Raw genomic sequence first — 22,987 nt, 5'->3', positions numbered from 1 at the left:
TATGAAGATTTACACAAGAAAAGGAGACAAAGGAACTACCGGAGTTTTTGGAGGAAAAAGAACCTATAAAAATTCGGCACGCATCGAATGTATCGGAACCTTGGATGAGGTAAATTCTACCATTGGGTTATTACGTGCTAAGTTAGGTAATGATCATGAATGGCAACTCAATTTACATCGTATTCAAAAAGATATGATGAATATGATGTCGCATTTGGCACGTCCATCAGATTCTAAAAAGGAAAACCCAAATCCAGAGCCTAAAGATGGGGCTGAATTTTGTGAACAATGGTTAGATGAAATGGAAAGTAGCATCAGTTCACCATCTGATTATTTCTTATTACCAGGCGGAAATGAAATCTCTGCACTATGTCACGTTTGTAGAACCCAAATACGAAGAGGAGAAAGGCAATTGGTTACCCTAATGCAAGAAGACCCGGAATGTGTACACGATTATATTATGAGTTATGTAAACAGAATGTCTGATTTATTTTTCACCATGGCAAGAGCAGAGATGGACAAACACGGTGTTGCTGAAGAAAAGTGGAATTTGTTTTTGTACAAAAGAAAAAAGAAGAAAAGTTAGGCTTAATAGCTTGATGAATAGATATGATAATTTGCGTTAGGGATAGCAGCGGCATCCTTTTTTTCTGTGTCATGCTGAGCGTGTCGAAGCACAGAAAAAAGATATAGCGTATAGCCCGACCCATAGGGAAACGCCCAAAAAGGATAGAATAGTATTATAAAAATATTGAAACCTAAAATTTAAAAAATGAATAAAATACCAATTACCATAGTTACCGGATTTTTAGGCGTAGGAAAAACGACTTTAGTATATAATATGTTAAAGAACGCCAACGGAAAACGAATTGCTGTTTTAGTAAATGAATTTGGAGAAGTAGATGTTGATGGACAATTGATAGCTTCATCTGAATGTGAAGATGATGAATGTAATCTAATTCAATTGCCAAACGGATGCATTTGTTGTACAGTACAAGAAGAGTTTTTGCCTTCTATGTTGCAATTGCTAGAGCGTAAGGAGGAAATTGACCATATTGTGATAGAAACCTCGGGTTTATCTATGCCCAAACCTTTGGTAAAAGCAGTAAACTGGCCAGACTTAAAACCACATATTACCATCGATGCAGTAATTACTGTTGTAGATGCCGTAGGAATTGCTACGGGAGAAATTTGTGATAGAGAGCGTGTGCAAGCACAACGCTTGGCAGATGATACTTTGGATCATGAAACACCGATCGAAGAATTGTTTTTGGACCAGTTAACGTGTGCTGATCTAGTTTTGGTTAGTAAAAGAGATTTGATTGATGACTCAACATTTGATGAGATTACTAACATAGTTACAACAAAAGCAAGACCAAATACTAAAATTGTTCCTGTTGTAAAAGGGCAAATGGATAATGCTATTTTATTAGGTATTGAAGCTTCTGCGGAAGATGATGTAGACAACCGTCATTCTATTCATGAAGAACATCATAAACACGGACATCACCACCATCATAATGATGATATAAAAACGGTTTTATTAGAATACCCTGAAACAGCAGACATTAAAGTTTTAGTTAGCGATTTAAAAACACTTGTAGAAAAACACGAGATATATAGAATCAAAGGGTTTGTAAATATACCTAACAAACCAATGCGTATGGTTTTACAAGGTGTAGGTTCTCGTTTTGATTATTATTTCGAAAGACCTTGGGGAGCTAATGAAACTCGTAAGACCAGTATCGTAGTTATCGGTCGTAATATAGAACTCACTGAAAAAAATGAAGTGATTACTCATGAACATCATCATAATCATGGTCACGAACACTCTCATTCTCATTAATAAGAGTAGAAGATTTAAGTAATTATAAATTTTCAATGTTAAACTATAAATGAGTAAAGAGAACATTATAAAAGATAAGAGTTTTAAATTTTCTTTGCGAATAATTCAGCTTTATAAAATGTTATAATACAACAAAGAACACATTTTATAAGTAGTTATTAAGAAGCGATAGAAGTATTGATGCAAATGTTTCATAACCTGAAATCGCTTTTGAGAAAATAATTCAACATTAAAAACTGATAATTAAAAATTTTAAAGTCTTGCATTTAATATCTACAATACCGGGCGGCTGGAATCCTAATGATGAAGGAGTTTTTTATATAGATCAATCTCCCGGAGACATTGTTTTTTTGTCTTCCGCAGATTCTGATTTGTTTATGATGAATAACGCCTATAAGTTAATTCATAATACTGTAGAAAATGGACCTTCTTTTCGGTTTGCAAATCTTGGTTACTTCAAACAGGAATTAACTATAGATACGTATATCGATGAGGTCGTATCTTCAGCAAAAATTGTAGTATTAAAATTGTTAGGAGGAAAAGCTTACTACAATTATTTGTGCGAAGCGGTTATCGAATGTTGTGAAGAAAACAATATTCAATTATTGTTTTTACCTGGTGATAATAAACCAGATTTAGAATTGATGCAATCGTCTAATATTCCGTTAAAAGAGGTCGATTTGATCTGGAAATATATTCAAGCTGGTGGACTAGAAAACTGTCATGCTGCTTTGCAATTAATTAGTAATAGAATTACGGATGTAACAGTAACACCTAATGCTATTAAAATCATTCCTGATTTATTTTTATATCACCCAAAAGAAGGAATTTACAATCCGCGAACAGTCTTATCAAAAAAAAAACAAGCTATAATTTTTAGCTATAGAAGCTATTACTTATCCAATAACTTAGCACCTATTCATAGTATTATTGACGCTATAGAATCACAGGGTGTTTCAACTGTTGTTCTAATGGCTGCGGGGTATCGCGAACACGATATTCAGCAACAAATAGTTGACTTACTTAAAAGATATCGAATAGAAAGACCTCAAGTTATTATTAATACTACAGGGTTTAGCGTGCAAGGTTTTCAAGATACTTCACAAAGTTTGTTTGATGTGTTTAACGTGCCTGTTATTCAAGCTATAATGGGGAGTTGTAATCGCGAAAGTTGGTTTGAAGGAAATTTTGGATTACCACCTACCGATATTGCCATGAATATTGCTTTACCTGAGGTGGATGGTAAAATTATATCAAAAGTCATTTCATTTAAAGAATCCAAAGAAAAAGATGCGTTAACAGATTCTGAAGTGGTTTCTTATGTGCCTAATTTAGAAGGTTGTCAGTTTGTTGCCAAAATGGCTAAAGCTTGGATAAACTTGCAACAAAAAACAAATACAGAGAAAAAAATAGCTTTAGTTTTACCTAATTATCCTAATAATAATAGTCGTTTGGCAAATGGCGTAGGTTTGGATACACCACAAAGTACGGTGCAAATTTTAGCACAATTGGCTGATGAAAATTATGTGTTAGCTTCTGATTATCCTAAAACTACAAACGAGTTGATGGATAAATTAACCAATTCGGTTACTAACAGTTTAGAGACGATCAATACGTTAAACGAACGCCATGCTATTAAATTAGAAGAAGTTGTTTTTTATCAGTATTACAATCAACTTTCAAAAACACTTCGCGATACCATAGAAGCACAATGGGGAGATCCAAAAGAATCTCCTAATTATCAAAAAGGATGTTTTTTAATTCCTGGATTTGTTTCTGGAAACGTATTGGTAAGTATCCAGCCTAGTAGAGGTTATGATTTGGATTTACAAGCTAGTTATCATTCGCCAGATTTACCACCACCACCTGCGTATCTAGCCTATTATATTTGGTTACAACATGAGTTTAAAGCAGATGCTTTAGTGCATATCGGTAAACATGGAAATTTAGAGTGGCTCCCCGGGAAAAGTGTAGCGTTAAGTGAAGAAACGTGCTTTCCTGCTGCTATTCTTGGAGCAATTCCGCATTTTTATCCTTTCATTATTAATGATCCGGGAGAAGGAACACAAGCAAAAAGAAGAAATCAAGCTATTATTTTAGATCATTTAATCCCACCAATGACAAGGGCAGAGAATTATGGGGATTTATTAAAATTAGAACTTTTAATCGATGAGTTCTATGAAGCTGCTTTAGTGGATAAAAGAAGAGCGTCATTGATCAAAACCAAAATTGAAAGCCTAGTAAACGACACCCATCTTAAAAGTGATTTAAATCAAGATGGGAAAGATATCGATGCTTTATTAGAAGTTATTGATGGTTATTTATGTGAATTAAAAGAATCTCAAATTAGAGGCGGATTACATATTTTGGGAACGTTGCCTAAGCAAGAAAAACTAGCTGATTTAATTGTAGCTTTACATCGTTTGCCTCAAGGTAATTTAAAAGGGATTACACAATGTCTAGCAGAAGATTTGCAATTGAACTTTGATCCTATAGATGTTTCTTATTCAGATAGCTTTGAAAAAGAAATTTACAGTATTTCCTGTCGTACTTACGGACAAGCAGTAGAACTTTTAGAAAACAAAGCCAAAAATCTTGTACGTCAATTATTGAACGATGATGAATATGAAAGTGTGGGTAAAAATACACAACAACTTTTAGGATATATTAAACTACATACATTACCAACTTTACATAAAACTAGTAATGAAATACGTCACTTAATCAAAGGGTTAAATGGGCAATATATACCTGTTGGTGGTTCAGGAGCACCAACACGAGGGCGCTTAGATATTTTACCTACGGGAAGAAATTTTTATTCTGTAGATGTTCGTACAGTTCCTTCTGAAGCTGCGTATCAATTAGGAACAAAAAGTGCACAAAATATAATTGACCGTTATCTACAAGAAAATGGAGAATATCCAACTTCTATTGGTTTATCCGTTTGGGGAACGTCTACAATGCGTACTAGCGGAGATGATATTGCACAAGCGTTGGCATTGATAGGTGTAAAACCCGTTTGGCAAGGAAGTAACCGAAGAGTTAAAGATTTTATAGTACTATCTACCTTAGAACTTAAAAGACCTAGAGTAGATGTACTATTGCGTATTTCTGGTTTTTTTAGAGACGCTTTTCCTGATTTGATCTCCTTATTTAATGCTGCTGTTGAAAAAGTAGCTGCTTTAGATGAAACAGACGAACAAAATCCAATCAAAAAGCGTTTTAATGAGGAAAGACAACAGTGGCAAAAAGAAGGTTTAGATGAAAAGCAGGCTAACGAACGAGCTTTGTATCGTGTGTTTGGCTCAAAACCGGGTGCATATGGAGCAGGGTTACAAGGTTTAATAGAAGGGAAAAATTGGGTAACCTCAGATGATTTAGCGCAAGCTTATATTAACTGGAGTGGTTATGCCTATTATGGAAATGAAAATAGTGGCACATCGGCTCATGAAACATTTAAAAAACGATTGTCTTCTATTGAGGTAGTGATGCAAAATCAAGACAATAGAGAGCATGATATTTTAGATTCTGATGATTATTATCAATTTCAGGGAGGAATGACAACTGCGGTAAATACAATAAAAGGTAGTCAACCAGAAACGTATTTTGGAGATCATTCTAGACCTGAAAATCCAAAAGTAAAATCTTTAAAAGAAGAATTACTAAAAGTGTTCAGATCTCGAGTAGTGAATCCGAAGTGGATAAAAGGGATGCGAGAGCATGGCTATAAAGGAGCTTTTGAAATGGCTGCTACTATGGACTATCTTTTTGCTTATGATGCCACTACCAATTTAATAGCCGATTTTATGTACGAACAGATTACAGACAATTACTTGTTTGACAATGAGAATAAAGCATTTATAGAAAAACATAATCTCTGGGCGTTAAAAGATATGTCAGAGCGCATGCTAGAAGCTATTCAAAGAGGTATGTGGGAAAATCCTTCAGAAGAAACTATAGATGCATTAAAAGAAATCTATAAAGACTCGGATGCTATTATAGAGTAAATGTTTTCTCATTTTTAGATAGGTGAGTTTGATGGTAATAGGGTTATTATTTTTTCATGGTTTTACAATTTTTTATGGCTTTCTTATTCTTATATATAGATTAGGGAGCTTATTCTATTAAGGGAAATTAAAAGGGTAAATTATTATATTCAAAATAAGCTTTCTAGTTGTATCTGGATCTTATAGGAATGTATGATATTATTAAGAATATTGAACAAAAAATGGAGGATTTTCCTCCACTTTCTTCATATTATCGATGTATAAACAAATTGATTTTTATAGCTTTCTATAAACAAATTCTCTTACTTGTTCATTGGTATTACTATCGGTGAATGTATACATAAGTTTGATAGTATTGTTGTCTTCTAGTAAAAGTTTGACTCCTGAAATATTTTTAAGCACTATTGTCTTTTCATCTTTTACAACATACTCTAGAGTACTTGTTTTGATAAATTGACATTCTGCACTGGTATCAAAAACAACTGTGCTATTTCCTTTGATGATTGTTGCGTTAATACTTTCTGGTAATGGATAACTCACACTTACATTATAATCTAACAAATCTCTACGATTAAAGGTTTCTTTATGCTGAATAAATTCAAAAACACTTTGGGATTTAAATTCTATTGTGTTTTTTTGAAGGCAATCTTTGTCAGAGTCGATTTGCCACTTTCCTAATATATTTCGAATTACCTCTGCTCCATCAAAGGTGTTATCATCATTATTATCATCTGTCTGGTTATCCGTTTCTACATTGTCAGTTTCTTCTTCCTGATTTTCTCCTAATTCTGAATTGTCACTTCTAATAAAAATATCTATCTGATCTTGTTGCTCATTGCCATTAGTAACTTTGGAAGTAATCTGTAAAGTATCGTCGATCAACTCGATTTCAGAATCAAAATTAAAAAAAGTAACACTATTCAAACCAACAACCGTATAGGTCCCAGATTGTGTAACTGTTCGAGAACAAAGAGTTGTAGAATTGCTTCCTAGTTTTAAAAAAGTTACTTCATAAGTATCGTCTTGATTGAAAGTAGCTGTTGAATTTTTTAAGCATTCGAATTCTGATGGAGAAACAGTTTCATTACCAATAATACTGCTTACTAATATCCAATCTCCAACTAATTTTTCTTTGGTAACTGTTATATCTTGAGAAACTTGCTCATTGTTTTCTGAATTAGAATCGTTATCAGAATCACAAGAAAAAAGAATTAAAGAAAACAGAATATATAATATTGATTTGTGGGTTTTAATATGGATCATTTTTGCTTTTTTATGTTCGATTTTAATTTTTAATATTACTCTTAAAACATATTTAGTATGCCTTAACTTTTTTTAAACACAAACATATTTATCAGATTGATCTTTCACAAAAATAGAAGGTGGACAAAGGGGGGACAACTTAGTATATGTACTCCAATGATCCCCTACAATTAGTTAGAATGAAAAAAAAACAGTATTCTTTTTATAGTATTTTCAAATCTAAATAAAGTAGGTTGAGAGGTTAGATCACCTTATACAAAGGATCATGTTGTAAATAAAATACATCACGAGTTGAGAACAACTAGAGAAGTTATTTCTAGATTGCTAAAAAAAATTGGAATCTAATGAACAAATAAGCCTAAGATAAAAGAAATTCAATTTGAAGATAATTTTTTTGTTGTGCCAAAAGTCACAAATAATTATTTTTAAATATCTCTTCCTTTGTGTTAAATTAAAATACGAAGAAATTGAAAAGTATTAGGTAATTACAGTCGAAGTTGATGATGATATATTTAACTTCTTGTAAGCAAAAATTGAATAGTAAAAAATCCAAATTAAACAATCCTTTATAAAAGATATATTTACATCACATTATGAAATAACAATAGAAGTATTGAAATAGTATTTAAAATTACTTATAATAAAAATAAAGAGGCAGAGTTAGTACCTTATTCTATTTTCCTTAAAACAACTCAGATTTTCTACTTTTAAATTAAATTCTAGGAATAGGTCAACTATAATTATCTCTGGTATGAACAAAATTTTATTCGACTTTAAAAAAATCTAAAAATGTTTCTTAGAAACTTCATATTCTTCTGGCTTTTTTTTATTTGTGCTTTTGTAAACGCACAAAATAATAAAGTGGTAGATAGCCTTTTACAAGTTATACATCATAAATCATCAGCAGATACAACTCTGGTAAAAGCATTTAATGATTTAGGAGTCCAATATGCTATATCAAAACCCTTATTAGCAAAGGAGTATATAATGAAGGCATTAGCGATTTCAGAAGAAAATAATAACCCTAGAGGAATAGCTGGTTCATACAATTGTTTGGGTAAGGTTTACCTTTATCAGGATGAGTATGATACTGCTCTAAAATATTTTGAGAAAGCGTTACAGATTAATAAAAAATCAAATCATATTTGGGGACAGGCTTCTGCACTGCATCAAATTGCTGCTACCCACGTTTATTCAGGAAATTATCTTGAGGGAATCACTGTACTTGAGAAATCTGGAGCGTTGTTTTTGAAAAAGAATGATTCTCTCTCTTATGCAAAATCCCTCCAAACTATGGCAGTTGCTTATAAAGGATTGGGGCGGCTAAGCGTAGCGACTAAGAAATACTTGGCTTCTATAAAAATCTATCAACAACTTAACATTACAACAGGAATAACACATTCAAACTATCAATTAGGGGATATTTTATCGATAAAAAAAGAATATAGAAAAGCTTTACCTTATTTGAACTCGTCTTTATCAGGCTTTCAAGAAATAGGTAATTTTAAATTCATATTAATTAATCATCAAAATTTAGGATGGTGTTACAAAGAATTAAAAGAGTATGATAATGCCATTAAACACTATGAAAAAGCATTAGAAATTTATAAAAACAAATATCCAATATCTAATAGTTCTTATGCATTATCCATGTTAAGCGAGATCTATTACGATTTAAATCAGCTGGATAAAGCTACCGACTATCAAAAAAAAGCCGTACTAGAATTGAATTCCAATAAAAAAATGTTCAAGCTGGCGAAAGCATACACCTATATTTCTATGGGCACACTTTTTCTAAAGCAAAAAAAAACGGATTCAGCAGTCTTTTATGCACAAAAAGCATTAAGGTATACACATAAAAATGGTTTTTTACGAGCAAAAATAGATACCTATCATCTATTGGCGCTTGCCGCGGAAGAAAAAAACAATAATATTGTTGCTCTTGAATATTTTAAAAAATTGGCAATGTTGAAAGATTCTATACAAGAGCTAGAAAATAAAGCGCTGGTTTACGAACTGAGTGCTCAATATGAAGCCAATGAAAAAGACTTAAAGATTGAGCAATTCGAAAAAAGTACTAAAAAGAAACGAAAACAAATTCTTGTATTATTGATTTTGGGGTTAGTTTGTATCGCTTTTTTGCTTGTAGGTGGGAAGATGTTAAGAAAGAAAAATAGACAAAAACAAAAATTGGAGGAAATAGTGGAACGAAAAAATAAAGAGTTAACCACCAATACACTTCATTTGCTAAAAAAAAATAACACCCTTAATAACGTCAAAGAAAAAGTGACAGACTTATGCAATACACAAGGTGCAAATATATATGAGTATCGTAAGGTGTTACAGGTTATAAATTTTAATGAAAAAGAAGATCAAAATTGGGAGCTTTTTAAAGAACTTTTTGAAGAAAGCCATCGAGGTTTTTATAAAGAAATAAAAAACAGGTTTCCCTCTATTACTTCAAAAGAGCTAAGACTTATTTACTTGTTAAGACTTAACCTTTCTTCAAAAGAAATAAGTACATTTCTTAATATATCTACAGAGGGGGTTAAAAAAGCTCGCCACAGACTAAGAAAAAAAATGAACCTTACTACAGGAGAATCGCTTGAAGATTACATTATAAATATCTAATACAAGCTTAAACCTTATGTATTCTGGTAATTGATGTGATAAAATTTTGAAGTACAGTTTAAAATAGTAAATATGTTTAATCCTAGAAGGTGTTAATATCTAAAGGCTTGTGTATTATAGCAATAATGCAAAAGTAGTATCCGATTTACTTATTGGTATTAATCCACACGAGCGTAGTTGAAAAATTCATACTACAAAAAACATTTGTTATGTGCATACTGGATTGAGTAACATTATTTTTTGAAAAATTATCCATGCATAAGTAATAAATGTTCATTCTATCTTCTTCTGTTTTATCCCAAATTTGTACCCTAACAAAATCTAAAAACAAAAACATCATGAACAGTACAAAGGAAGAAACTATCGGATTATTAGTCATTATGAAAGCAAAACCAGGAAAGGAACAAGAGGTCAAAAACTTTTTGCTTGGGGGATTGGCATTAGTAAATCAAGAACCTCAAACCATATCCTGGTTTGCTTTTCAGATAGATGAGAAAACATTTGGAATATATGATACTTTTGAAGTCGAAGAAGGAAGACAAACACATTTAGTAGGTGAAGTTGCCAAAGCATTATTAGCAAATGCTGATGATTTATTAGATAATTTTAATCCTAGTACAGATATCCAGACAATAGATGTATTAGCCTCTAATCATAAATCTGGATTACAAAACAAAGGTTTGCTTGTTCTTATGAAGTCTAAAGATACAAAGACAACAGATGTAGAAAACTTCCTTACAGTTGGTAAACAATTAGTAAGTGATGAGTCAAAGACTTTATCCTGGTATGCTATAAAAGTAGATGCTACCACGTATGCAATCTTTGATACTTTTGCAGATGATTCTGGTAGAGATGCTCATTTAACTGGAAAAGTTGCAGCAGCACTTATGAAAAATGCACCTGTTCTTTTGGAAGGTTTTGAAGCATCAGCGATTCAAAAAATAGATATTATAGCTTCGAAATAATGATTACCTTTAGAAGGGAGTGTCGCAAGCACTCCTTTCTTTTTATTAAGTATTACTAAATAAAGAAATAGATTCTTATGGCTCAAATTATTATTGATAAACAAAATGGTGAATTAGCCTTTAGACTAGAAAGATTTGAAGATCTTGATCAATTTGACCATTTACAGAGAAAAAATTATTATTCTATCATTTTACTCAAAGGAAATAATTGTCAATTAAGTGTAGATCTTTCGAGTTATCAATTACAAGGCAACCAAATGATTTGCTTATCGCCTTATCAGCCTTTTATGATTACTTCTGATGAATTTTGTTCAGGATGGTTATTAAACTTTCACCCGGATTTTTTTTGTACCTATCGACATCAAAATGAAATTGAAACAGAAGGCATTCTTTTTAACAATTTTCATGGGTTGCAACATTTTAAAATTTCTGAAGAAGCATTGTTTTGTAATCTCATAGATCAAATGTCAAAAGAGATGGATAGAGATTCTATAGCTCAACATGAAGTTCTTGTGGCTTTTTTAAAAGTATTTTTAATAGAAGCGGTGAGACAGAAAAAACAATTTGATAAAGATGTAGTACCAAAATTTTCTGATGGTCAATCTGAAATCCTGCAAAATTTGATGGATTCCATTGAAAATAATTACTGTGAGTTGCACTCTCCTAAAGATTATGCAGATATTTTGTGCGTTAGTACTAAAACATTGGCGGGAATTGTAAAAAAATATTTGCAGCAAACACCTAGTGCATTAATATCTAATAGGATTGTTATAGAGGCTAAACGTGAGCTATATTTAACCTCAAAACCTTTGAAACAAATTGCTGCTGGTCTTGGTTATGATGATGAATTTTATTTTAGTAGGTTTTTCAAAAAGAAAGTAGGTGTTTCTCCTGATAATTATAGAAAAACAGTAGGTTTTGCTAAACTAGAAAAATTATGATTGTTAGATTGTCTTAAGCTACACATATTAATTTATAATCAATTTCAATTGGACAACCTTAATAAAATACTATCCTATAAAGTGCGCAAATAAAAATACCTCTGATACATTCAATTTCTCTATCAGTAAGATTCTTTTTAGCTGTTAAATATTTATACTTACATCCAAGAAAACAAGGTGTATAACTCTAATCTTAGAAAGAAATTCTACAAAAAATTGCAAAATATTCGAAAATTATATCACCTTTGTGGCAAAATTAGGAATCAAAAAAATTAAGTTTTATATCTATAATGTTATCTAGTTTATATAAAAAGGGCGCTAAAAGCGGTTTTCAAACCTAAAATTATAGGTAACAAAGGCTGTTAATAATAATAAAAAAAGCGCTCAAGAGATTGAGCGCTTTTTTTGTAAAAATTTTATACTGTGGATTTGTAAATATAAGATAAAAAAGTTTGAAGGATAGATATGTAAAAGATCTTTAGGGACTTTTAATTATTCTTTGATGACTGTGGAAAAATAGAGAAAGGAGTAATGATTTTTATTTTTTTTCAATTGAAAATCAAACAATAAAATTGACAAATATTCCATGCATATTCCATTAGGAAAATATTGTAAAAATTAGTATATTAATAAAAGTGAAACAAAATAGCATACATATCGAATTTGAGTTACTGGTAGGACAGTATGATTGTCGTTGGATTAGAAAAATGCCTAATCAACGAAAAAGGACATCTGTAGGCTATATTGAATCTTTTACATAATTAAGAAGATTAAAAATAAATATATCTAGAGCGTCCAAATTACTTGGACGCTTTTTTTATGAATATTACATAAATAAAGTATTAAACTAGAAATTAAATTTTTCAAAAAAATGAAGCAAATTTTTCTGTTAAAAGGAATAAAAATTGATGCACTTATAACTGATGCAGGTAGAAAGTAAATGTCTGATACATAAGTGATTTCAAAATATCGAATATCTGTTGAAAAACGGACAGGAACTCTTATGCTTACTTTTTGCAGTAAGCACCTGATAATCAGTTAAATAAAGATTAAAATATTTGTAAATATTCAAAATTATTTTAACCTTTGTAGAACAATAATAACAGAAACAACATCTGATTTTTTACTACGTAAAATAATAGTGTAGTATTCACAGAGAACTGTATAACATATAAACAACTAAACAACCAAGAAAATGAAGTATAATCTATTTTTTAACAAGGATCAGGAGATCATAGATCGCCTATTGACCGACGCATTCGGAAGTATCCTTGGGATGGGTTTACATACTTCGGTTGTAAATCCTCTCCCAAAAATGATACCAGTATCAAAAGGTGTCGAAAGACTGCAAAGAGCACTCTTATTTATATGTGAAAACTCGTGTGAAGCTATAATTGGAATACATTATTCTTCTCCAAAAGCTTGGGTTTCGTAAGCTTTAATAAGTAATCATATCCAGCTAAGTTTTCTATCTCAAATAAAGTAGTAAAACACCCTCTGATTTTTTACTATTTCTTAAGGTCTGATGACATAGTTGAATGATTGCGATCATCATCGGTTAAAGATTTTCATATGAGCAGCATTATATAGACGTATATAAATGCACTGGGTGACTAGGCCCCAGATTTAAATGAAAAACACTTAATCAGCCATAAAATCCCAATACGGTTTGCTATTACCCCAAAAGGGGAAAGTAGGGTACTGCAACTGTATAGGAGTTGACTTTCCCAAAACAATTGACCATTTCCCATAGGGATCAGGTATGAACAACATACCTAACTAGGGGTAGAAACCTATGGGCATACCCCAACATAAGGAAAACAACAACAACATAACGACATGAAAACTTTATTACATATATTTTTAGGTATACTTTTAGTTCTTAACTTTGTTTCTTGCGACCCTCCTGCAGTAAATGAGGAGCTTGGAATAGACCAGGTTGAAACTGTTTCAGATGAAGATGATGGAGAAGGAGAAATGTCACCTTTTGGTTAATTTATAAAACGTAAGGGAACATTGGGGCAATGTTAAATTGCCCTTCTTTCTTGTTTAAAAAGGCTTTTCATTTTCTTTTTAAATTCAGTTCTACTTAAATTAGCTTTCTTTTTGTTATTTAATTAAAATGGATGTTAGGTTTTTAAAACAGTTGATTACTTTAACTTTACTATTTTGTCTTTTATCATGTGGAAATATTTCAATAGAGCAGGATGTCGATATTGAAATAATTAATTCATACCTCGAAAATTCTAAAAATGAATCTGGAAAAGAAAAATTAATATCGGTAAACAAAGCATTTGATTTAGCAAAAGAATTACAAAATGAGGAAAAAGTTATTACTACTTTATTCAAAATAGGTTTAGAATACTACAATCTAAAAGAATATGAGTTGTTTAAAAAGGTAACTTTAAATATCTCACAATTATCTATTAAAGCAGGTGATTCAATTAGCATTGCCAGATCATTTGGTAATATGGGATCATACTATAATAGAAAAAACATTCCTGATAGCGCATTTTATAGCTTCAATAAGGCAGTTAAAATTTATAGAAGACTCGATAAACTGAAAAAGTTAGATGAGAAGGCAAAAGTATCTTTTGGGGCTACACTTTATAATATTGCTCTGATTCAAAAACAATTTAAAGATTTTAGTGGAGGAGAGGCTAATATTATAGATGCTATAGAACAATTCGAAAAAATAAAAGCCTATGATCGTTTGTTTTTTTGTTATAATAACTTAGGAATTATTTCAAAGGATTTAGGTGAAAATGATGAGGCTATCGTAAAATACCAAAAAGCTATAGAATACGCTAGAAAAACTAAAAATGGTAAGTATAGAGAAATACAAGCTTTAAACAATATTGGGGTTGTTTTTAAAAATCAAAAAAAATATGATTTAGCGATAAAAACATATAAAGAAGCATTAAGTCATAAGGGTATTTTAGATAGTAAACCTAGAAGCAAAGCCATTTTAATAGATAATATGACTTACGCGAAATTTTTATCAGGAAAGAAGGATCGAATTTTAGAATCTTTTTTAAAATCTTTAAAAATTAGAGATAGCATTAAAGATAATTCTGGTTTAATCACTAATAATATTCATATTGCAGAGTATTACAAATCCATCAGCGAGGATAGTTTATCTATGGTTTACGCGATAGAAGCTATGAAGATTTCGAAATTTACTGGTTCTATTAAGGAATTGTTGAATTCTTTATTTTTTTTAAAAGATTTAAATGAAAATAGAGAAAGCTTAAAATTTGCTAATTTGTATATTAAGCTAAATGATAGTGTTCAGAATCAAGAAAGACTAAGTAGAAACAAATTCGCAAGAATTAAATTCGAAACCGAAGAAAAAGAACAACAAATTATCGAAGTTCAAAATCAAAACACTATTTACCTACTTGGGATTTTATTACTCCTTACAGGGATTAGCTTTGCTTCCTATTTCTTTAGGCAACGTACCAAGTATTTGGCACAACAAAATAAAATAGTACAGTTTCAAGCAAGTTATGAGACAGAAACCCGAATCTCAAAACGGTTACATGATGAGTTAGGGAATGATATTTTTCAAGCTATGCTACAATATCAAAGTGATCCTCATGACCCTCAAATACAACAAAAACTAAATTCTGCCTACAGTAGAGCACGTGATATTTCTCGCGAAAATAATGAGTTTGAAACCGATGAAACATTTCCTGAAGAACTCAACGATATGCTGAGAAATTATACCAAAAATGGGATTCAGCTTATGGTTAGAGGCTTAGATAAGGTCGTATGGAATGACTTTGAAACATCACTAAAAATAACCGTATACAGAGTATTGCAGGAATTAATGACCAATATGAAAAAACACAGCAAAGCCAGTCTTGTTGTACTTATATTTTCTAATAAAGATAACATGCTCACTATTAAATATTCAGATAATGGCGTTGGAGTAGACAAGGAAGACTTAAATTCTAAAAATGGGCTTCAAAATACAGAAAAACGTATTCGGGCTATGAATGGAACTTTTATCTTTGATTCCGAAAAGGAAAAAGGTTTCAAAGCCGAAATTCGAATACCGAGTTAAAAAATTTATAAGATGTTTACTAAAGTATTGGTGGCAGAGGATTATGAAATTGCTAATCAGGGAATTGTCAAAGTATTAAATGAGAAGATAGGTATCCATAATGTGCATCAAGCCAAATACTGTGATGATGCTTATCTCAAATTCCGGAAAGAATACAACGATAATGCCCCATTCGAATTATTGATTACAGATCTTTCTTTTAGAAAAGATTATAAAATCCAGACAAGAACATCAGGAATTGATCTTATTAAAGATATAAGAAAGGTAGACCCCGATATTAAAATAATAGTATACTCACAAGAGGATAGGCCGGACAGAATCAATATGTTATTTGATAAATATAGCATTAATGGATATGTGTGTAAAGGTCAGCATGCGATCAAACAATTAATTCAATGTGTGGAGGGTGTTTTTCAAGGCGATGAAGTATATCCGCCAGAATTAACTAGTAATTTACAAGCTAGTGATATGGTGCATTTAGATGATCTGGATATGATATTGCTAGAAGAATTAGCCAATGGATTTACAAAAAAGGAAATTAGACTAAAACTTATCGCACAAAATATTACGCCAAACGGTGAGAGTACCATTGATAAAAGAGTAAGCAAGCTGTTTGACAATTTCAAAGCCAAAAATACTACACATTTGGTGGCTATCGTAAAGGATTTGGGACTGTTGTAAATAGTTCTTAAACTTTAACAAATTCTATCTCATTTTCGTAGAGACTCATAGTGCTCTCCTTTATGGATTGATAATTAAGATGTTAGTTTTAATTAATTGACTGTCTTTAGTAATTAAACGCATAATTTTTTTTAAATCCTTAGTGCTATACAGAAATCTGTATGGTGTTATAAAGTAGTAAGTTTATGTTTGTACCGTAATAGCCGAAGAATGATAAATGAGGCCGAGCTATATCCTGAATCTGAAAGACACAAACTAAGTATAGCGATGGATAAAGATCAAATAATGATTACAGGAATCATTAATGGGGATGAAAGGATATTAAGTAATTTTTATAAAGAAAATATACGCTATGTTCAAGGGTATATTCTTCAAAACTTTGGTAACGCTGAAGATGTAGAAGATATTTTTCAAGATGCTCTGGTGGTATTATATCAAAAATTAAAATCTGAAATGGTGGAAATGAGAGTGCCTGTGACTACTTATTTTTATGGGATTTGTAAAAATTTGTGGAAAAATAGATTGAGGAAAAAACAAAGGTTAGTTGTAGATGATAAAAGAGTTTACTTTGAAGAAGAAAGCAATGATATTATAATACATAATATTGAGAATAAAGAAAGAGAACATTTATATAGAAAACACTTTCAAAAATTAAGCTCTGAGAATAGAAAATTATTACATCTCTTTTTTGAAGGAAAGTCAATGAAAGAGATTTCGAAAATTACAGGATATACTGTAGGCTATGCGAGAAAAAAGAAATTTTTGGCCAAAAAACAGCTTTTAAAAATGATTGAGCAAGATCCTCTGTATGAAGAATTGAAAGTTGTATGTTAAGATATAGGAATATAGGAAATCTCTGATTTATGGGGTAATCATAGGTTTCAATAGTACTCTGCTATCCATATGTTTTTAGGTGGCAGAGTTTTTTATTTTTCTGAAAAAAGGTTTTAGATTGAATTTTATAACATTAGTGGAGGCTATTTTCATTTATACAATAAAACTATGAATTTCTGATTGCGCAATTATATATTAATTAGCACTTGGGTAGAGTTATTTAGGTTTTACCGATTAGTATAAATGGATTTTGTATGTTTTTTAAGGTTAAATACTAGGTAGTCGTCAAGCTAATTTGAATATGCTGCGTATTCAATTTCATGAGTTTTTAAAATCCTTGATGCGTCATAATTAGAATTAAAAACAAGTTTTTTTAAATCATTAATCTCCTTTCTATTGAACATCAAAAATAAATTTTCCTGAAGTGTGGGAATAGGAATTTTTCTTGATAAGTCTGAGTCAATATGTTTATGCTCCCAATAATCTACTTCTAGATGATAAAGATATTTTCTAAAACTCTCAAATTCCTCTATAGTGAATTGAAATAATAGATTATTGAAAGTTAAATGATATAGTTGGCAAGTATCACATTTTGCCAATTGTCCTGTTTTGATTTCTGAAATGATTCTGATGTTTTGACACATAATGTTGAGATATATATTTGTTGGTTAATAACAATCCATTTTGATTTGATTTTTTCTTTGAAAGTTTGCTAATGGAGTTCCTAATTCTGTAGTTACAATAGTTTCTAAAGTTTTAATAATATCCTTTTGCATGGCGATTGAACCACAGATCATAACTATGCCATTGTTATGTAAGGCATTGGCAACAAGGCGAGATTCTTTTGCGACCAAATCCTGTATATACTCCTTTTTCTCCTCCTCTTGTGAGTACGCAAGATGAAGGCTTGATATTTTTTTTGAGGATACACCTTGTCTCAATAGATCATCATAAATTTTGATGGAAGTTTTGGTACGTCCTCCCCAGAATAAGTGAGTCTTATCAAAGTTTTGATGATTCAAAATCATTCCAAGAAAAGGCGCAATTCCTGTTCCGTTAGCGATAAGAATAATTTCCTTTTGAGTATTCGGGAGATGAAAATCAGGATTTCGTTTTATTACTGCTTTTATTGTTTCTTTTGGAGTGAGTTTACTAAAATAATTCGAGCAGATTCCAAACTCATGCTTTTTGATTGCTAATAAAAGGTCATTATCAACCTTTCCAATAGAATACAGTCGTTCTACCTGATCTTCTTTGGGATAAAAAGCCAGTAAATCTCCTGACTCAAAGTTTATATGATGTTGGGGACGAAGTCGTAGTAAAAAAGTGTCATCAGTATTACGTTCTGATCTTTCGATTACAGTAAATAATTGTTGTTTTATTTTTCTCTTTTTTGAAGGGCTTTCAATTTTTAAAGTAATTCCTGTTTTTGTATTCCAATGAGATACCCAATCCTTAAAAGCAGTAAAAGATTGATTATTTATTTTATAAGGGTCTAATATTGATTCTAGTTTCGAACTTGTTCCTAAAAGTTTGTCAATATTGAGGGCGTATTGACAAAAATGAGGATATGCCAAAGAACCTAATCCAACTACAGCATATTGTAAAGGATGTATAGGTGTAATTTTTTTGAATAAATATTCGAACTTTTTTGCATTTGCAGGAGGTTCTCCTATACCATACGTAGACGTAAAAATGATAAGATATTGTGCTTTTTGGTAAAGAGTATATGTATTCAATTCAGAAATAAAAACTTTCTTTCCTATAGTTGACAAAGCACTTGCAAAAAGGTTAGCAAACATAAAAGTACTCCCTGTTTCAGAGCCGACCAAAATAATATATTCTGCTTCATCTTTTTTAGCGTTGAACATATTATGAGGACTGTTTTTACGCCTTTTTATGGTTAATGTAAACCCCGAATACATAAAGAATAGAAGAGCGCAAGAGGTTATTAATAATATGATAGACCATACAGGGCTTCCTTGTCCTGTGTGTAATAATGAACTCCAAGAAGAAGCAAAGGCTACAAATGGGTATGGTTGTTCACTTATGATTGAGCCATCAAATTGATTGATGATGAGTTCTCTATCAGATAATTTTGCCAGAAAATAATCTTCAGGAGCTTCAGAAAATGGAAATTCTACAGATTTTACATCTTTTAGTAATGTAGTTTTAAAAATTTCAAAATCTTGAATAGTTATTTTGTGAGATGATGTAAAATGTGAATCCTCTAGATCATGAGAAATTGTTGTTTTTGGAATTATAGAAAATCTTTCGAGAGATAAATATACTCCCGTAGCTGCAACAATAAGTACAGGAATAAACAAAAATCTACCAAGAGTCACATGGTAATATTGAGCAAAATATTCTTTTTCGATTTTAGCAAAAAAATGTCTGATTCCACCTTGTCTTTTTAGGATTAAAAAGATGCCTGTTATTACAATAATGATCAGTAAAAATGAGATCAAGCCCACAAAAAATCGTCCAATACTTTTTAAGAACAAGGATCGATGTAGATTGGTTGCAAACTTAAAAATAGCAGCTTTTTCTGTTGGCGTTCCTAATTTCTTTCCGGTTAAAGGATCTATATAAATAGTTTCACTTTGACCATCTTTTGTGATAACCGAGGCTATAACCGCATCATTTGCATTGATCTCAAAGTTGATTACCTCTTCGTAATTTGCTTTTAATGTCGGAATAACTTCAGCTAATGTAAGATTTTCACTTTCTTTTATAGTATGAGCATGTACAGCATTTGTAATAGGTTCAAATGCCAAAATGATTCCGGTTACAGAAGCTATACACAAAAAAAGAGAAGAAGATATAGCCAAAACAAGATGGCTATATCTCCAGATTGAAATGGTCATTTGGCTCTACTAATTATTGTGGAAGCATACGCACATATCGTATGAATCCTTTGCCTTCTACTTTATTTTTAATCGTTTCTGAGGTTAATTCAAATTCGATATCGTCTTTATAGTACTCTTGATCTTCTACAGCAGTTTCAAAACGGATTTTATATCCACTGTCGATTTTATCATTTTCTATTTCGATAACGCTTATAGCTCTTTTTCCGCCGCTAATTGTAGCTCCGGTAATAGCATCGATATCTGGGCGTCTTTTTCCATAAAATTTCCACCATTCGGGGATGTCGTGATACCATTCTTCATCATCACCTTGTACATACAGTGTTTTTTGATAATTATCTTTTGAGTCAAGTAATGAGATTATAACATAAGCACCTTCTCCCGTGTAATTTGTCATTTGAATAAGACATTTATATTTAGTGCTTTCGTTTGTTGTGTTGAAGCTTAAAAAGGAAAAAATCGGGATAAAAAAAATAGCAAAAAGACTAAAAATTGATCTAATCATATTATTTTAAAAAATTTAATGCAATATCGTTTTCTTGTAACAATTCATTCTCTTGAGCCAGATCAAAAACAGATTCTTCAAAGTCTGTTTTTATAGTTTTATCGGCTCCAATGGATAATAAATATTTCAGAATTGAATCATCATTTGCGATCATTGCCGCTTTGTGCAAAGGAGTAATCCCTTCTTTATTTTTAGCATTAACATCAATATCTAATGCTTTTATTGTTTTTAATAAATCAATATCATTTTTGTCTAAAGCAAGGTGAAATAAAGTATTTCCATTCTCTTGAGGTGTTGTCAAATCCAGTCCTTTTTTTGCTAATAACTTGTATTTCTTATTAAAGTTTTCAATGTTTCTGGGCGAGTACGAATTGAGAAGATAATGTGCTAAATTGTTTCCTTTTTTGTCTTTTACAGATACATCTGCTCCCTTTTGTATTAAAAATTGAACAATTTCATTAGAGTTTCTTGCTACGGCATGAGTCAAAACAGATTTTCCATTTTTGTCTCGCTTATTGATATCAATGCCTTTATCAATGAAATAATCCATCACTGTCACATCTTTACTTCTAGAGCCTAAGATATGTAATGGTGTTTGTCCATTTTTTATGGTTACATTTGGTGAAATACCTAATTCTTCCAGATACTTAAAAACCTCCACAGCATTTGAATGTCCTCTGGTGCCTTCGCAAGCAAAAATCATGGCATTTCCGCCTTGATGATTTAGATGTTGATACGAAACCTTCTTTTCGATCAAATACTTCATAAATGCTATGTTTCCTCTTTTGGCTGCATAGTTAAAAATACCATTACCCATGTCATCAACACTATGTAGATCAAGGCCTTTGGATGTGAAATAATCGACAAAGCTATGATCTGTAATAAAAGGAGCAACTAGTAATAATGCATTAGCACCATCGTGATTCTTCTCTTCATTGATGTTAGCACCATGTTTGATACAAAAATCATATAGCTTGGTATTCAATTGACCAGTTATTGCAGCAAAATTTAATAGCGAGTACCCATGACTATCTACAATATCAGTTTTTGCTTTATTGTCAACCAAAAACTGCATAATTTCTAGATTATTGCGATAAGCAGCCCAAAAAATATAAGTTCTACCATCATGCGTCAATTTATTTACTTCGTTACCTTTTTTAGATAGTAGGTATTGTATCGTTTTATTGTCTACTTTTTCAAGTAAAGCATAAGATACAGCATCAAAATAATGTTGGTTTAATTGAGCGATATCATTTCCTTCTTTTATCTTTTGTTCAATATCTGTTATACTGGGATTTGTTTTCCAATACTCGCGATCCAAAAAGATATTTGTGTCCTGAGCAAAGCATACAGTTGTTATAAATAATAAATGAATATAAAATAGATGTTTCATTTTTAATTCTTTACAAATGATTCTATTACTTTGGCGATGTCATTTTTTTGAGTATAGTCATCAGAGAATAAATGTTTATATAATGCCTTGTTTTCAACTTTTGATTCTAAAGATAAATTTATATTTCTATTAAATACTTCATCCCATTTATTACGAACTAAAGCCCATTTTTGCTGATGTTCTTTCCACCAATTAGATGCTGCTTGACATCTGCTATCCTCTACTTTTACATAGGTATTATACCCTTTTTCTTTGGCAAGTAGTATATCTTTTTGTCCGTTCTCTCGAATTATTTTTTCGTTATCTTGGTCATGTACCCAACCTGTATTTGTGATTTCATGACGATTTCCTCGTATCATCAAATTATAATCACTTCTGGTTGTTTTTTCTCTTCGAGGAAGTGGAGCAGGGGTAGTGTTTTCCCAAAAACTTTTGCCATCAATATGTGCCCATGTTGCTGTTCCCTCATATCGAGGACTATCGTCAACTTGATATACCTTTTGGGTCCATTGTCCTTTTACATTAGATTTTGGCTTTTTTTCAAAATTCCAGGTGTTTTCACCATTAAACATATAAAAATCAGTGTTCTCATATAACCAGTCCTGTCTCCAATGTTTTACGATATGAGGTTCAGAAGGGTTTCCTACTTGAAGAATATGTTGGATCGAAATTTTATCTTTTTCATCAACAACCAATTGAGCCCATTCTAAGCCTCTATCTGTTTTAGGTTTTGATCCTTTGTATAAAGAATCTTTACTGTATTGAAAAGTTTCTGCAAAATTGAAAGTTACTTCAAAACAACCACACATGCTTTTAATAGCACTGAGATCTTTTGCCTTTTTGTTTTGTGCAAAAAGAGAAGATGATACTAAAATTCCAAATACGATATAAATTACTTTTTTCATGCTATGACAATTTGATATAAAGTTTTTCAAAATTAGTTAAATTTATTTAGAATAAATAAAAATAAAGAATATATTTGCTA

General features: G+C 31.2%; 17 protein-coding genes. 11 read left to right on the top strand and 6 right to left on the bottom strand.

Translation table 11 applies throughout. The annotated features are described in order from the left end of the window. Position 1 precedes the first annotated feature (1 nt). The 3 genes from FHK87_RS05425 to cobN all read left to right on the top strand — a co-directional run bounded on the left by FHK87_RS05425 (position 2) and on the right by cobN (position 5,853). Positions 2-586, top strand: coding sequence for a cob(I)yrinic acid a,c-diamide adenosyltransferase (locus FHK87_RS05425; protein WP_140591056.1), 585 nt, complete (start codon positions 2-4; stop codon positions 584-586). A 186-nt stretch (positions 587-772) separates the two neighbouring features. After that, positions 773-1,846 carry a cobalamin biosynthesis protein CobW gene (gene cobW, locus FHK87_RS05420; protein ID WP_140591053.1) on the top strand — a complete coding sequence of 358 codons (1,074 nt, stop codon included), beginning with the start codon at positions 773-775 and terminating at the stop codon, positions 1,844-1,846. A gap of 260 nt (positions 1,847-2,106) precedes the next feature. Further along, complete coding sequence (gene cobN / locus FHK87_RS05415; protein WP_140591050.1) at positions 2,107-5,853, top strand: cobaltochelatase subunit CobN; 3,747 nt, start codon at positions 2,107-2,109, stop codon at positions 5,851-5,853. Positions 5,854-6,129: 276 nt separating this feature from the next. Here cobN and FHK87_RS05410 read toward each other — a convergent pair whose 3' ends face one another. Continuing rightward, the gene (locus FHK87_RS05410) at positions 6,130-7,116 is read right to left on the bottom strand and encodes a DUF5004 domain-containing protein (protein ID WP_140591045.1); all 987 of its coding nucleotides are present in this window, start codon (positions 7,114-7,116) and stop codon (positions 6,130-6,132) included. Between the two features lie 987 nt (positions 7,117-8,103). Between FHK87_RS05410 and FHK87_RS05405 the strand changes: the two genes are divergently transcribed. The 8 genes from FHK87_RS05405 to FHK87_RS05375 all read left to right on the top strand — a co-directional run bounded on the left by FHK87_RS05405 (position 8,104) and on the right by FHK87_RS05375 (position 17,237). Beyond that, positions 8,104-9,747: a tetratricopeptide repeat protein gene (locus FHK87_RS05405; RefSeq protein WP_226294105.1), complete on the top strand. Its 1,644-nt coding sequence runs from the start codon at positions 8,104-8,106 to the stop codon at positions 9,745-9,747. Positions 9,748-10,085: 338 nt separating this feature from the next. Then, positions 10,086-10,712 (top strand): hypothetical protein, encoded by a 627-nt coding sequence (locus FHK87_RS26625; protein ID WP_226294104.1) that lies wholly within the window; start codon positions 10,086-10,088, stop codon positions 10,710-10,712. Between the two features lie 77 nt (positions 10,713-10,789). Next, positions 10,790-11,653: a helix-turn-helix domain-containing protein gene (locus FHK87_RS05395; protein WP_140591037.1), complete on the top strand. Its 864-nt coding sequence runs from the start codon at positions 10,790-10,792 to the stop codon at positions 11,651-11,653. A 1,195-nt stretch (positions 11,654-12,848) separates the two neighbouring features. Continuing rightward, positions 12,849-13,088, top strand: coding sequence for a hypothetical protein (locus FHK87_RS05390; RefSeq protein ID WP_140591034.1), 240 nt, complete (start codon positions 12,849-12,851; stop codon positions 13,086-13,088). A gap of 404 nt (positions 13,089-13,492) precedes the next feature. After that, a complete protein-coding gene (locus FHK87_RS26085; RefSeq protein WP_226294103.1) occupies positions 13,493-13,648 on the top strand; it encodes a hypothetical protein in 156 nt (51 codons plus the stop codon). A gap of 151 nt (positions 13,649-13,799) precedes the next feature. Beyond that, on the top strand, positions 13,800-15,722 hold the full coding sequence (locus FHK87_RS05385; RefSeq protein WP_226294102.1) for an ATP-binding protein: 1,923 nt from the start codon (positions 13,800-13,802) through the stop codon (positions 15,720-15,722). 12 nt (positions 15,723-15,734) lie between these two features. Beyond that, positions 15,735-16,403, top strand: a complete 669-nt coding sequence (locus FHK87_RS05380; protein ID WP_140591025.1) for a response regulator — start codon at positions 15,735-15,737, stop codon at positions 16,401-16,403. Between the two features lie 267 nt (positions 16,404-16,670). Further along, complete coding sequence (locus FHK87_RS05375; RefSeq protein ID WP_226294101.1) at positions 16,671-17,237, top strand: RNA polymerase sigma factor; 567 nt, start codon at positions 16,671-16,673, stop codon at positions 17,235-17,237. Positions 17,238-17,527: 290 nt separating this feature from the next. Here FHK87_RS05375 and FHK87_RS05370 read toward each other — a convergent pair whose 3' ends face one another. The 5 genes from FHK87_RS05370 to FHK87_RS05350 are packed head-to-tail and all read right to left on the bottom strand — an operon-like array spanning position 17,528 to position 22,907. Beyond that, positions 17,528-17,881, bottom strand: a complete 354-nt coding sequence (locus tag FHK87_RS05370; RefSeq protein ID WP_140591019.1) for a DUF6686 family protein — start codon at positions 17,879-17,881, stop codon at positions 17,528-17,530. A gap of 24 nt (positions 17,882-17,905) precedes the next feature. After that, entirely contained in the window at positions 17,906-20,104 is a 2,199-nt protein-coding gene (locus tag FHK87_RS05365) for a PepSY domain-containing protein (protein WP_140591015.1), read from the bottom strand. A gap of 13 nt (positions 20,105-20,117) precedes the next feature. Further along, positions 20,118-20,609: a DUF2271 domain-containing protein gene (locus tag FHK87_RS05360; RefSeq protein WP_140591012.1), complete on the bottom strand. Its 492-nt coding sequence runs from the start codon at positions 20,607-20,609 to the stop codon at positions 20,118-20,120. A gap of 1 nt (position 20,610) precedes the next feature. Beyond that, positions 20,611-22,002: an ankyrin repeat domain-containing protein gene (locus tag FHK87_RS05355; protein WP_140591008.1), complete on the bottom strand. Its 1,392-nt coding sequence runs from the start codon at positions 22,000-22,002 to the stop codon at positions 20,611-20,613. Positions 22,003-22,004: 2 nt separating this feature from the next. After that, positions 22,005-22,907: a DUF6607 family protein gene (locus FHK87_RS05350; RefSeq protein WP_140591004.1), complete on the bottom strand. Its 903-nt coding sequence runs from the start codon at positions 22,905-22,907 to the stop codon at positions 22,005-22,007. Between the last annotated feature and the right edge of the window lie 80 nt (positions 22,908-22,987).

The organism is Aquimarina algicola, from assembly GCF_006443095.1.
Lineage (GTDB): Bacteria > Bacteroidota > Bacteroidia > Flavobacteriales > Flavobacteriaceae > Aquimarina > Aquimarina algicola.
This window is presented reverse-complemented; position numbering and strand designations above follow the sequence as displayed.